A 14,096-nucleotide genomic window follows, 5' to 3' on the forward strand; every position below is an offset into this window, starting at 1 on the left:
TCATCCATTAAAACGGCCTTGTTCATAATAAGCTCTTAATAATCCCACAAATTCGATCAACATCCTTTAACTCTAAATCCGCATAAAGCGGTAGCGTCAGAACGCGTTCAGCCGTTTTTTTTGCGACTGGCGTCAGACTCGAATCAAATTGGCTGGCATAGCATTCGTAGTCAGTGATCAGTGGATAAAAGTACTTCCGGGGAATAATTTGATTATTTTCCAGCGCCTCGAAAATACAATCCCGTAAATTTTCTTTTCCATCGAACACGATTGGGAAGTATGCGTAATTGCTCTTAACACCTGATTGTGGTTTGATTAGCTTAAGCCCTTTTACATTTCCCAGATTCTCTTTATAGCGTTTATCCACTTGCTGACGTTTTCTGATTTCTTCGTCGATATGTAAAAGGTTACAAATCCCCATTGCGGCCTGAAATTCATTCATTTTAGCATTGCCGCCAACAAACTCCACGGATTCGGGTCCCGTTATGCCAAAATTCTTAAGAAAATACAGGATCTTCTTTAGTTCCTCATTATTATAAGTTACGGCGCCACCTTCGATGGTGTTAAAAACCTTTGTGGCGTGAAAACTAAAGATTGATGCATCACCAAAATTTCCAATTCCGATATTATTTAGCGTTACCCCGAAAGCATGTGCTGCGTCATAGATTACCTTTAAATTATATTTTTTAGCAAGGCTATCAATCGCTTCCACATCACAGACATTTCCATATAAGTGAACGGGGACAATTGCACATGTTTTTTCAGTAATTAAAGCTTCGATCTTTTTCACATCAATATTATAGTCGTCCTCATTAATATCACAAAATACTGGCTTCAAGCCATTTCTGACGATTGCATGGGTTGTCGATGCAAAGGTAAAAGGCGTCGTAATCACCTCTCCTTGTAAATCAAAGGCAGCAATTGCACATTCAAGAGCAAGATGCCCATTTGCCAACAGTGTTACCATGTTTACATTTAAATAGTCTCTTAAACACTTTGCGAATTTCTTGTGCTTTTCGCCCATATTTGTCAGCCAATGCGTCTCCCATAGATCTTTTATTTCTTCCATGAACTCCTCAAATTCTGGCATTGATGATCGTGTTACGTTAATTAGGTCTTTCATGTCATACACCTTCCCTCTGTGAAGTCAAACCATCAAAATGATTTTGTACTGCTTGCTTTAAATCCCAGTTGTCTAACAAATGATCCCAATCCTCTATTACATCAGGAACGTCCTTGCTTCTATCCAAAATCTCAAGAAACTCATCCCGCGAAATAACAACGGCGCCCAGGCTTTTCATATGTTCCGTTGGCCAGATACCACAATCCATAATGGCAAAGTTCATTTCTGCTAACCGAACAGACAATGCAATATAAGCCAGTTTTGAAGTATGACTCACCCGTGCAAACATTGACTCCCCATGAAAATAAGACCCAAATGAAATTCCGAATAATCCACCGACCAGTTTTTCATCTTGCCAGACCTCAACCGAATGTGCAAATCCCAACGCATGAAGTTTATGAAAAGCTTCTACCTGTTCATGAGTTAGCCAGGTATATTTTTGTCGCGTTTCTGAGCAAGCACTAACAACATCGTAAAAAGCTTTGTCAATGGTTAATCTAAATTTATTCTGGCGGATAAGCGCCCGCATATTTTTAGGGATATGAATGTCTTTCGGATACATGACACAGTGATTCTCTGCCGTCCACCAAAGAATCGGCTGGTCCTTAAATACAACTGGATATACGCCATTTTTATACGCAAAAATGATTCGTTCCGGCTCCCAATCGCCCCCAACTGCCAATAATTCACCCTCTGGTCCCATACGGATGTCTTTATTTGCCGTATTATGGGGCGGGAAATATAAATCCTGCGTTAAAACGTATGCTTTCCCTCGATATTTGATGCGATGACTGTAAAAAGCTTTAAGTCTTCCCTTAAGGATAATATCGTCGAGTTTCAATAGTCCCGACTTAAATTTTTGTAGCGTCACCTTCACTCCTCCACTTCCATTCACAACTTTTGCCAAACGACACAATCATCAGGTTTTTTAGTCACTTAAGTCGATACTTCTTTCTCAGACTTTTATATATTTTAACTGTATGTGGAAAGTATTGTTTAATTAATATTTTAGTTTTTTCTTTCTTCCCTAACTTCTTGAAAACAGATTTAAATTTTTCCTCTTTTAATTCTTCATATCTTTCTTGTGCGATCATAATTTTAAACCGATTTAGACTCTTTTTGTTATTTATAGCCTCATTATATTGGTATTTGGTATGTTCGTTTAGATCGTCCAACATTATGTCGGTATTGTCAACGTGTTTAATTATCTTTTCAAGGTTTGACTGTTCTGTCGTTGTCCAGGAACCGCTAACGCCCTTCCGATAAGCAGCCATGTACGCATCGATGTAATATACTTTTCCTTTAAGGGCAAGATAAATAGTCAGGGGATAATCCGTTACCGGTGCTTTTTTATAAAAATCTGGTTTGCCCGCATCCAAACAGCGGGGATACATTATCGTATTTGTCGCAAACAACCCACCGCCACCTTCAATTATTTCTTCAATCGTAAATATTTTATTGCCCACATTGGGTCTAACCGATTTTATTTTACGTCCCATCACGTTAACAATATATGCCGCATGAACACAAAGTGTGCAATCAGGATGACTCTCCAAATAATCAACTTGTCTCTGAAGTTTAAGTGGGTCGGTCCAATAATCATCACCTTCACACAAGGCGATGTACTTTCCTTCTGCTCTTTCGGTATTTAAATCATCCACATCCACATCTTTGGAGTATTGATTTTCTTTTTGATAGATCGGTTTTATTAAATCCGGATATTTTTTTTCATACTCACGAATAATATCCGCCGTTCTGTCAGTCGATGCATCATCATGGATTAATATTTCATAATTAAACCTTGTTTTCTGCATGATAAAACTTTCTAAAGCCTCGGCGATATATTTCTCATGATTAAAGGTGATACAACTTACACTGACCAATATTTCATTTTTCACTAGCTAACCCCCTTACTTAAGTAATTTCGCTTTTAAATCATCTTAAATGAGCCGCGAATTCCATTAAACATCTGGCTGTTTCATTCCCTTTATATAATTTTCAAGAAGCAATACGTTTGTCTCTATCGATCCTTGGGTATTAACGGTAATACTTTCCAAGTCAAGTTCTCTGATTATTTTTCTGATTTTATTAAAATTGTTCTGCTGCATTATCAGCGTATGCATAGCGGTATCTTTTTTTAGCTTCTGTATTCTTGAAATATTTCCTTCTCTTCTTGTTAAGCGCTCAAATGACTCATTGATATCAAGATCAATATTGACAATGAAGATGCCCATATCTTTTTTTTGTGTGTATCGAATTAGTTTTTTAACATATTTTTCCGCGATCAGTTCTGACTCGAAAAGCATGGAGACCATTTGTTGCACCATGCCCTGATCAACTAAGATCACTTCTTCATCATTAGCGAGACTCTTTTTTTGATAAAAATCGAAAAGTACGATTAATGAAATTACCCTTAACCCGTTTTCGTGATTGAGTTTTTTATTTGTAATGAGGTACATCAATGCCAAATATCCGATCTTGAAGCTTGAAAGTTTTATGCTAAAAAGATATCTTACCAAACGTTTCAAATTATTCCTTGTCGGTTTTTCAATTAGCTGATGATAGGACTCAACCGTATAACTAACACCTTTCATATTCTCAATCACCCGATCAGAAAGCGTTGTTTTTCCCGAACCGGGAATGCCGTTAAACTCCAGAAAAACTACTCTATTTTTCATTAATCGCTCCATTTCCAGGCCGCCTTAAATCTTTAGGGCTATCATAATCAGCCATAATCAAAGTGCAGATTATCAAATAAAAAATGAAATTATCTCTAAAAAATAGATTTATCCCAAACCCTCGAAAAATCAGAGCCGCTAAAGGCAAAAGACATAGCATTCGTCCTTTGATTTTTACTGAAAATGGTTTAAAGATTGAGTTTAGCACATTTAAGTAGATCATTGTTCCGACGATCCCCAGATGCACCAGGAGTTCAAGAAAATAATTATGTGCTTGTCTTAAATTGTAAGCCTCAACAGAGTAACCCACTCCAAAAATGAAAATTCGCCAGTCACTTAGATACAGCTTTAAATAATCTGACCAGATATCGGAACGACCCGTCGTAAGATCCGATAGACTTTGATCAACAAAACCACCAGCCCCTAATCGTTGGAAATAAATATCCATATAAGGTAGATTGCTAATTTGAGAAATTACAATTATTGTTAAAACGATAACTAAGGTCCCTCTCAAAACAACGTTTATGTCAAAGGATAGTCTGGTTAACCGGAATATTTTGTATATGAGATAGAGTAGAAAAACAAAGGCCATTGAAAGCATAAAAGACAGACTCAAAGAGAGTACACCAAAACCCAGTAAAACAATCACCAGAAGATAGTCAAACCATCGATGTTTTTTGCTACCAATGAAATATAAAAGCGCGGCGATTGCGATGGTTATATCCATCGTATAGAAGTTCGGATTTGTCTGAATGCCTGAAAACCGCCCCACTATATCACCATCATCTAATTTAATTCGGGTCGCTCGCATAAAACCACTTAAGCCAGGTACCCAGTCGCTAAACGTTCCTAAAACTGATGCAATTAAGATGCCGGCTACAAAAAACATCAGCAATTTCCTGACATTAATATTCTGCTTCGAGTTCATAACTAAATATGCCAACACAAAATAAATAATCAGATCTACTAATTTGATTAAATTTGAGCCACCAGTATTGAATAGGGAAAAAATAATAAACGCCAGAATCGAGAGGATTTGATAAAATGACAGTTTGGATTTTTCATTTAAAAAAATCATTCTCAGAATGTAAACGGCAACGAGAATATTAAAGAATGTGTTCCCACCCGGGGAAAACTTCATTATTGGGGAAAATGGCAGTATAAAAAACAAACCATAAATTCCATCCTCGCCACTGATGAAGATATAGCAACTCGCAATAATTATTCCAATTACTAAAAACAGATCATTCGAAAGGCCGAGAATAATAAATATTAGTGATAATACGAGTATCACGATGGAATTAGTTGATTTCCTGATTATCATTATGAACCTCTTTTTCGTCATCAATCATAGTGTTAATGAATCGTAAGATTCGATCAGTCCGATTGTTTATATGATACTCTTTTGACTGATCATAGGCGTTTTCTGCCATTTTTTTTCGCCGACTCACATCAGTTTTTAACGATTTAATTGCTTTGGCGATAGCAATAATATCCCTACTATCCACTCTTAGGGCATACTGGTCATTTAGAATATCGTCATTAAAGCTGAGGTCAGAAGAGATAATCGGCAACCCACAGGCCATTGCTTCAAGAATCGCGTTGCTGCATCCCTCTGCCAGGGTTGGCAGAACAAAGACATCTGAACTATTTAAATACTTACAAATCTGATCATGAGGAAGCTTTCCCATAAATAGAATTTCATCACCTTTAGGGATGAGGTCACCCGATCCAATATAGACTGCCTTTGCTTGATCTACCAGTTTTAAGGCATCTGATAGTCGCAAGATTCCTTTACGTTGATCAAATGAACCCATGAAAGATACGATAAAATCGTCTTTGGGTAATCCCAGATTTTTTCTCACTTCACCTTGGTCCAATTTATAGAACTTTTGGGGATCAATGGCGTTTGGAATCACGACCATCTTATCCAGTGGAGCAAGTTTCAACTCAACGCTTTCGTTCATATTTTTTGTCGACACACAGATCACACCGTCAATATCAATGAGAGCTTTATCAATCATCTTGCGGGTATAGAGACTTTCAACCCAAATCTTACTTTCACCTGTTGCAACGAAGAAAGGAATGCCATATTTTTTGCTGAGCAGACCAGCTGTTACACCCGAATGCCAAAAATGAGCATATAGAATATCGGGCTTTGGTATGATTTTTGAAAAAACCCTCGTCACGGCCTTTTGGGCAAAATGTGCCGAAATATTTTTTCCGAAAATTCTAAGATTTGAAAATGACAGAACTCTGGGCTGATAAACATCCACCCACACCCCATCTTTAACGTAATCTTGCCAAAATTGTGGCCGGGCTGATTTTTTTTTCAGGAGCTTTCTTGTTATGCTTTGCGGGGCGATTACCGAACACCGATAGCCTTGCGTAGCAATTGAGCCGACAAGCTCTCTAACAAAGGTATATACCGGATCATTTTGTGTAGGATAGTTTGGTACAATAAAGCATATCTGTTTTTTTTGCATCATGGCCTACCCTCACCTTCTTTAAAATCTTTTTTTTTAATTGCCTCATATATCTTTTTATATTCCTGATTAATGTCTGACCAGCAGAATCGTCTGGCATTATTTATTGCATTTTGTGACAAATTATTGTAGTTCTTTTTTATTTGGATAATCTTATCGGCAATCTCTTCAGCATTGAAACAATCTACCGCAAATCCAACCTCACCATCTGTAAATTGACCATCAAAACCTTGTCCTTTTGTATAAATCACCGGCAATCCCTGACTCATCGCTTCGGGATAGACAAGACCAAAAGTTTCAGTGATAGAAGGCATCACAAATATATCATTGTTTCGATAAATCTCAATCAACTTTTCTTTAGAACAATGAGAAATGTATCGAATAAATTCTTCTTTTTCGATTTGATCATAAATTGCTTTGTCGGTGACTTTTCCGACAATCGTAAACGTCACATCATAGCCTTGCTGTATCAACCGCCTGATTGCTTTGATTGTTGATGGAATATTTTTTCTTTTATTGATCAGCCCAACAAATAGAAGGTTTAGTTTATCACTGGCTTGCTTTATTTTGGGAGCACCCAAATTATCCAGCCAATATTTATCGATACCATTTGGAATAACTGCACACTTGACAAACATTTCTTCATGTAAATGATCGGGCAGATATTCTTTTATCACTGCATCTCGATAGGTTGTCGATAAGAATATTATTTTTGAAGCCTCTTTCAAAATATTAATCCCCAATTTTCTCAGCCAGACCAGGCGTTTAAAAAATACGTTTACATCGGTATCTCTCACGGCAACGAGATAGGGAATGCCAACGTCTTTTTTTATCCGCATGGCTATATATCCATTGGAAAATAGTGAATGGGCGTGAACTACCGAATAATCATCAAGTTGGTATGTTTTTTTTATATCTCGATAGATTTTTGTATGTTTTAAATGGAACAAATAACGATCATACCGTTTATGGTTAATCCTGATCGTGGTATAGTTTCCCAGATCGCGGGTTACCGGAATCGGTGTCGGTACATAGACATCGATTGCCATTCCCATTTTTATCTGTTCATCATATAAATGCTTATAAAAAGACCCTTGCGCATAATAGGAATTCACATGTAAAACTTTCATCTTTGCGATCCTCTAGACATTCAGAATTATCTTGCAAACTTGATCGATTTCTTCCTCTACAAGATAGGGGTGCATCGGCAACGATAACACCGTATCACAAAGCGCATTAGCGACCAGATAGTTGGATTCATCATATTCCCGGGAGCGAAAAGCTTCTTGTTTGTGCATGGGTTTCGAATAATAAATCATACTCGGTATCTTATGCTCACTTAATCTGGTTTTTAAGGTGTCTCTTTTTATTTTATTTTCAAGTTTGATGGTATACTGAGCGAAGCTGGAGTAATAACCCTCCGGTATTATCGGGACGCCGACAATGCCTTCTAATCTTTCATGATATCGTTTATAAATCTGGTTGATATCCGCAAGCTCATGTTCAATAAATGCTGTTAATTTAACATTTAAAACAGCTGCCTGAATTGTGTCCAACCGGGAATTGAGTCCAATCCTGACATTATCATATTTATTTGTTCCCTTACCATGAACCTTATACGAATTGAGCAGGTTGGCTAATTGATCACTATTTGTAAAAATTGCACCGCCATCTCCATAACAGCCGAGTGGTTTGGCCGGAAAAAATGATGTTGTGGCAGCATCACCAAAACTACCGGCCTTCTGTCCGTTAATATTTCCCCCAAAACCTTGGGCGGCATCTTCTAAAACCAGCAAATCATATTTTTGGGCAATCCTTGCAATTTCATGATGATCGGCAGGCAAACCAAATAGATCCACCGGAATGATCGCTTTTGGTTTTTGTTTACCTGCTTCAATCACGCTTTTGATGGCTTTTTCCAATTTGCTGGTATCAATATTAAATGTATTGGGATCAATGTCAACAAATATCGGTGTTGCCCCTCTTAAAGAAACAACTTCGCCAGTTGAAAAGAAAGTAAAATCAGGTACAAAGATCGCATCATCTTTTTCTATCCCCCAGGCCATTAACACCAATGTCATCGCTTCAGTACCATTGGCACAGGAAATACAATGTTTGACACCAACGTACTTCGCCAGTCGTTCTTCTAAAACATGAATTTCTGCTCCACTGATAAAGTCAGCCTTCATCAAAACTTTTTGAATGGCTCCGTCAATTTCATGTTTGTATTTTTGATACGGCATTTTTAAATCTCTGAACTCCATTGAAATCACTCTCCATTCGCAATATTTTCTTATTTCTCAATTAATTGATTATTCTCAAGCCTATATGTTCTTTCACAAATTTCACAGGATAGTCCTTCTTTTAATGGTGTTCCGCATTCGCAAACCCAGCCGATTTGTTTTGCCGGTATCCCCGCCATCAGAGCATAGTCTTTGACATCTTTGGTTACCACTGCACCAGAAGCAATCATTGCCCAACGACCGATGGTGTTGCCACAAACGATGGTTGCATTCGCACCGATTGATGCGCCATAGCTCACCAAAGTCTTTTTAAAGCCACCTGGACCTTTTGGATATTTACTTCTCGGGGTCAGGTCATTAGTAAAAACCATCGATGGTCCACAAAAAGCATAGTCTTCCAGTTCAACCCCTTCATATACTGAAACATTGTTTTGAATTTTTACCCCATTGCCAATTATTACACGACTGCCAATATTAACATTTTGTCCCAGTGAACAATTTGTGCCAATATGCGCTCCTTCTTGGATATGGCAAAAATGCCAGACCTTTGTTCCATCTCCAATTTTAACATCTTTATCGATATAACTGCTCTCATGGACAAAATAACTCATTTTTCAAATCTCCCTTTAAAGTCTGAGGTACTGCATTTTTCTAATGGCAACTTTATCCGCTGTCCTTCTGCGGCAGATTTGTAGATTGCTAAAACAAGCTCCACTGCTCTGCGACCGTCTTCTGCCGTGATGGATGGTTCCCGGTCATTTTTTATCGCGTCAATCACATCGGCATAATAGGGCGTATGGCCATAACCGTAGACACTAGGCGGGTTTTTACTAAACCGTTTTTTAACCTCCCCGGAGTCATTCAGGGCATCAGAAAATTGCCATTCTTCAATAATATTGACCGATTGACCGGCTGCTTTGACCGTTCCCTTTTCGCCAAACAGGTAAAGTGTCTCTTCCAAATTTTTGGGATAAATAGTCGTCGTTCCTTCAATAATACCATAACTGCCATTTGCAAAGCGGATTAAGGCAATTCCAAAGTCTTCCGCTTCAATATAGGGATGGTTGAGATTATCAGTCATCCCCACGACTTCGATGATATCATCTCCCATCATCCACCTCAGCAGATCAATATTGTGAATACATTGATTCATCAGGGCACCGCCATCGTGTTCCCAGGTCCCCCGCCATTTCGAACCAGCATAGTAGTCGCTTCCCCGGTTCCATCGAATATGCGCAGTTCCGTAAAATAGTTTTCCAAAACGTTTTTGGTCCAAGGCTTCTCTAATTTTAATAACTGACTGATTGAAACGGTTCTGATGACAAGCGCTGACCTTTATTCTTTTTTCTTTGGCTTGCTTAATGATCTCATCGGCTTCTTCAAGCGACAGGGCAATTGGTTTTTCAATAATTAAATTGCAACCAGCATCAATAAAATCCAATGCGATCGAACCATGCTTGCCATTTTCGGTGCAGATTGCAACCAGATCAAGTTTTTCATTTAGTATTAACGCTTGATGATCGGTATACTGATGGATTGTGTCCGACAGTTCAAATTTTTCCATTAGTGTGTTCATACTATCCGGGTAGACGTCACATAAAGCGACTATGTCAAGATCATTAGCCCTAGCAGCAGCAATATGATTGGCTGAAATCTTTCCGCATCCGATTATCGCATATTTTAAACCCAAGATGATACCTCCTTAAAGCAGTTCAATATTTTCTCGATCCACACTATTTTTCATGGCATTTTTTGTATCAAAAATTACTTTTGCATGTTTTTGAATCATATCATAATCAATATTCGTATGAGCAGTTGTAACGATGACCAGATCAGCCGATTCAATCAGTTCGATGGTTAGTTGTTCCTCACCTTTTCGTACTTTTCCATGTTCCTGAAATTCAGGTACAAATGAATCATAGTAACATACCTCTGCCCCTTCGTTTTCGATTTCATCCATTAATTTAATTGCCGGACTTTCTCTATAATCACCAATATCCTGTTTGTATGCGACACCAAGAAACAGGATTTTGGCGCCTTTTAATGTTTTTTTATGCCAATTCAAAATCTTACTGGCGCGCTCAGCACAATACTCGGGCATCCGGTCATTTACCATCATCGACGATTCAATCATTGATGTATGAAATCCGTACTCCCGGGCTTTCCAGGAAAGATAGTAAGGATCTAATGGAATACAGTGCCCACCAACCCCCGGGCCGGGATAAAAAGCCTGAAATCCATAGGGTTTTGATTTGGCGGCATCAATTACCTCCCAGATGCTGATCCCCATTTTATGGCACAACATGGCCAGCTCATTTACTAACCCAATATTAATATTACGATAGGTATTTTCAAGAATCTTTTCCATTTCTGCTACGGCTGGTGAGGAAACCCGATAAATGGGAGCCTGCAAAATACTCTCATACATAGCAGCGGCAACTTCGGTACACTGGGGGGTGATGCCTCCGGTCACCTTAGGTGTGTTTTTTGTTTTGTAGATCAGATTTCCGGGATCAACCCGTTCAGGTGAAAAAGCCAGAAAGAAATCCTCTCCGCATTTTAATCCGGACGATTCAAAAATTGGTTTAAGCAGTTCTTCTGTTGTCCCAGGATAGGTGGTCGATTCCAGAACAATCAGCATTTCTTTATGCATGTATGGAACAATGCTCTCCGCCGAGGATTTAACATAGCTAATATCCGGCTGCTGGTGTTCATCAAGGGGTGTTGGCACGCAAATGCATACGCAATCGGCTGCTGCTACCTTTGAAAAATCCGTTGTAGCCGAAAGCAGGCCTGACGTCACAATTTCTTCCAGATCTTCATTCACCACATCCCCAATATAATTATTACCAGCATTAACCATGTCAACTTTTTCTTTTTGGACGTCAAAACCAATGGTTTTAAAACCAGCTTTGGCTTTTTCCACTGCCAGTGGCAGCCCCACATAACCAAGACCGACTACACCTAAGATTGCTGTTTTAGAAATTAATTTCTCTTTGATCGTCATTTTATAACTCCCTTTAAATTAATTCGATAAGTTTTTCCGTTAACCGCTGATAATCATAGTCCTTCGCAGCCTTTAAGGCATTTTCACAGTATTGCTGATACTCGCTTCCCGGCATATTGCTAAAGTGGATAATCGTTTTGGCTAATTGTTTCGGATCGGCCTGATCAACCACCACTCCGCAATGGTACTTTTTTATAAGATCATAACCAAACTCACAGTCAGAAACCGTAGGTTTTCCACTGGCAAAATATTCAAACATTTTATTGAGACTGGCCCCGTACTTTTTTATTTGATTGTCTTCAAAGTGAATGATATTAAGATTTGATTTACTTAAGACATAGGGTATTTTATTTTTGCTGACATAACCTTTAAACACAACATTGTCAATGTTATTTTTTTTACAAAAATCTTCCAGGTTTTTTTTATCACTGCCATCACCATAAATAAGGAATATAATCTGATTGACCGTTTCATTTTTGACAACTCGAGCTGCATCAACAATGGTTTTTATGTTATTCACAAGGCGAATTGACCCGGTATAGATGACTTTAAAGGTTTGCTCATTGTCTAAATCCCGGTCTTCCAATTTATAAATTGTCTGATTTCTTTTAAAAGCAGCTAAATCAACGCCATTATTGATGTGATATACTTTTTTAAGATCAATAGAGCCACCATTTTGTTTACTCCACCCGCGTTCAATGATGTAATCAGTCCCACCTTCCATGGTAAAGATAAGTTTGTCTGCCTTTTCATAGATCCATTTTTCGCCGCGATAAAGCACTTTTGCAATCAGGCTGGTTCTTTTTAAACCGCTATAGGCCACAATACTTTCTGGCCATAAATCCCGCACTTCGCAAATACAGGGGACTTTAAACTTCTTTGCGATTTTTATGCCCGCAATCAGGGTGAGAGGATGAACACTTGACGCCAGAATGACATCCGGTTTTTTATTTTTTTTGGCATATTCTTTTGCAACCGGGAAGAGATTTTTATAAAAACGCATCATGTTATAGAGCCTTTTTCTTGCATTTCCAACATAATCAGGTGTTTTTATAATCACAAAAGGGATCTCATCGATTACATCCACCCGATAATTATTCTTTTCAATCTCAATATTTTCATTCGAAAAATGATTGGTTGAGGCACAGAAAATAACAGGATTGTAGCCTCTTTTCCTTAGATTTTGTGCAAAAGAGTAATGCCTCCCGGCACGATCCTTATACATACTTGTGGCATAATGGTTCCAAATCCAAACAGTCTTTTTCATCAACGAATACTCCTTGCCGGTACGCCCACGTAGGTTCCAGATTCGGTTATATCTTTTACTACAACCGCCCCAGCACCAATTTTACAGTTTGCTGTAACGGTCAAATTATTACTGACAACACTGCCAATGCCAATCCAGCTTTTTTCACCAATTTCAACCATCCCTGCCAAATGCGCCCCAGGCGATACATGAACATAGTCTGCTATTCGGTTATCATGATCTACCGTCGCCGCCGTATTGATAATACAGCCTCGTCCGATTCTTGTTGCACTATTGATTACAACCCCGGCCATAATAACAGAGCCAACCCCAATCTCAACTTCCGATCCAATAATCGCCGCTGGATGAATTAAAACCGGTAGCTTTGCCCCTGCTGATCCCAACGTTTTGTGAATATTCTCTCTTATCGCGTTGTTTCCAACCGCGACAAAAATATCAGCTTCATCGATATAGTTAACGGCATCGACTGTTTTTCCCACAACACGATATCCCATGCAAGTCGTAATCGATACATCATCATCCAAAAAAAAGATGTGCTTCCAAATATTCATTTTGATCGCAATATCGACAACTACCTTTCCATGGCCACTTGCCCCGATGATCATTAATTTCTCTTTCATAATGCCATGTCTCCCTCTGGTTAGTATGATGAAATTTCAAAGACAATTCTTAGTCTGTAAGTTTTGTTCCTTGAAACAACTCCATCGTTGTCGAATCATTTGCGTTTATTCCTTCTCTTTTGAAAACTTTTTTCATCGTGAGAAAAATAATTTTCCAGTCACCAATAAAACTGATCGTATCAACATACGCAACGTCCAAATTAAATTTTTCTTCCCAACTAATCGCATTACGACCATTGATCTGAGCTAAACCTGATAAGCCAGGTCTGACCTCGTGTCGTCTTTTTTGTTGCTCATTATAAAGTGGCAAGTATTGGACCAGCAAAGGTCGTGGACCAATGACAGACATATCTCCTTTTAACACATTGACCAGTTCCGGTAACTCATCCAGACTGGTCGACCTTAAAAAATTGCCAAACCTGGTCAACCGCTTATCATCAGGCAATAACGCGCCTTTTTCATCTCGTTGATCAGTCATAGTTCTAAATTTATACAGTGTAAAGATTTTTTCATTTAGACCAGGTCTTTTTTGTTTAAATAATACCGGACTGCCCAATTTTTTTTTGATTGTCAACACTAAAACAACATATAGTGGAGATAGTACAATGATCGCCGCCAAAGATAAACAAAAATCCATTGGTCTTTTTATAAATCTTTTGTAAAGCATTTATT

At 38.4% G+C, this 14,096-nt stretch carries 14 protein-coding genes; all 14 read right to left on the reverse strand.

The window, feature by feature from the left end:
* Positions 1 to 22: 22 nt before the first annotated feature.
* The 14 genes from ACIZ62_RS10565 to ACIZ62_RS10630 all read right to left on the reverse strand — a co-directional run bounded on the left by ACIZ62_RS10565 (position 23) and on the right by ACIZ62_RS10630 (position 14,091).
* Positions 23 to 1,123 (reverse strand): DegT/DnrJ/EryC1/StrS family aminotransferase, encoded by a 1,101-nt coding sequence (locus ACIZ62_RS10565; RefSeq protein ID WP_414150146.1) that lies wholly within the window; start codon positions 1,121 to 1,123, stop codon positions 23 to 25.
* A gap of 1 nt (position 1,124) precedes the next feature.
* Positions 1,125 to 1,994, reverse strand: a complete 870-nt coding sequence (aat, locus tag ACIZ62_RS10570) for a leucyl/phenylalanyl-tRNA--protein transferase (protein WP_414150147.1) — start codon at positions 1,992 to 1,994, stop codon at positions 1,125 to 1,127.
* 61 nt (positions 1,995 to 2,055) lie between these two features.
* Entirely contained in the window at positions 2,056 to 3,021 is a 966-nt protein-coding gene (locus tag ACIZ62_RS10575) for a glycosyltransferase (protein ID WP_111886682.1), read from the reverse strand.
* Positions 3,022 to 3,084: 63 nt separating this feature from the next.
* On the reverse strand, positions 3,085 to 3,801 hold the full coding sequence (locus ACIZ62_RS10580; protein WP_162624374.1) for a hypothetical protein: 717 nt from the start codon (positions 3,799 to 3,801) through the stop codon (positions 3,085 to 3,087).
* Entirely contained in the window at positions 3,791 to 4,690 is a 900-nt protein-coding gene (locus tag ACIZ62_RS10585; RefSeq protein ID WP_162624373.1) for an O-antigen ligase family protein, read from the reverse strand. The genes ACIZ62_RS10580 and ACIZ62_RS10585 overlap by 11 nt, the downstream gene beginning before the upstream one ends.
* Before the next feature lie 412 nt (positions 4,691 to 5,102).
* Positions 5,103 to 6,290, reverse strand: coding sequence for a glycosyltransferase family 4 protein (locus ACIZ62_RS10590; RefSeq protein WP_414150148.1), 1,188 nt, complete (start codon positions 6,288 to 6,290; stop codon positions 5,103 to 5,105).
* Positions 6,287 to 7,417: a glycosyltransferase family 4 protein gene (locus ACIZ62_RS10595; RefSeq protein WP_111886678.1), complete on the reverse strand. Its 1,131-nt coding sequence runs from the start codon at positions 7,415 to 7,417 to the stop codon at positions 6,287 to 6,289. Before ACIZ62_RS10595 ends, ACIZ62_RS10590 begins: the two co-directional genes overlap by 4 nt.
* A gap of 12 nt (positions 7,418 to 7,429) precedes the next feature.
* Complete coding sequence (locus ACIZ62_RS10600; protein ID WP_414150149.1) at positions 7,430 to 8,551, reverse strand: DegT/DnrJ/EryC1/StrS family aminotransferase; 1,122 nt, start codon at positions 8,549 to 8,551, stop codon at positions 7,430 to 7,432.
* A gap of 29 nt (positions 8,552 to 8,580) precedes the next feature.
* Complete coding sequence (locus ACIZ62_RS10605; RefSeq protein WP_111886676.1) at positions 8,581 to 9,141, reverse strand: N-acetyltransferase; 561 nt, start codon at positions 9,139 to 9,141, stop codon at positions 8,581 to 8,583.
* Positions 9,138 to 10,220, reverse strand: a complete 1,083-nt coding sequence (locus tag ACIZ62_RS10610; protein WP_414150150.1) for a Gfo/Idh/MocA family protein — start codon at positions 10,218 to 10,220, stop codon at positions 9,138 to 9,140. Before ACIZ62_RS10610 ends, ACIZ62_RS10605 begins: the two co-directional genes overlap by 4 nt.
* A gap of 12 nt (positions 10,221 to 10,232) precedes the next feature.
* A complete protein-coding gene (locus ACIZ62_RS10615; RefSeq protein WP_111886674.1) occupies positions 10,233 to 11,537 on the reverse strand; it encodes a nucleotide sugar dehydrogenase in 1,305 nt (434 codons plus the stop codon).
* A gap of 13 nt (positions 11,538 to 11,550) precedes the next feature.
* Entirely contained in the window at positions 11,551 to 12,804 is a 1,254-nt protein-coding gene (locus ACIZ62_RS10620; RefSeq protein WP_111886673.1) for a glycosyltransferase family 4 protein, read from the reverse strand.
* A complete protein-coding gene (locus ACIZ62_RS10625) occupies positions 12,804 to 13,424 on the reverse strand; it encodes an acetyltransferase (protein WP_111886672.1) in 621 nt (206 codons plus the stop codon). The genes ACIZ62_RS10620 and ACIZ62_RS10625 overlap by 1 nt, the downstream gene beginning before the upstream one ends.
* A gap of 49 nt (positions 13,425 to 13,473) precedes the next feature.
* Positions 13,474 to 14,091 (reverse strand): sugar transferase, encoded by a 618-nt coding sequence (locus ACIZ62_RS10630; RefSeq protein WP_111886671.1) that lies wholly within the window; start codon positions 14,089 to 14,091, stop codon positions 13,474 to 13,476.
* Positions 14,092 to 14,096 lie beyond the last annotated feature (5 nt).

The sequence above is a fragment of the Acetobacterium carbinolicum genome, assembly GCF_047456275.1.
Taxonomy (GTDB): Bacteria; Bacillota; Clostridia; order Eubacteriales; family Eubacteriaceae; genus Acetobacterium; species Acetobacterium carbinolicum.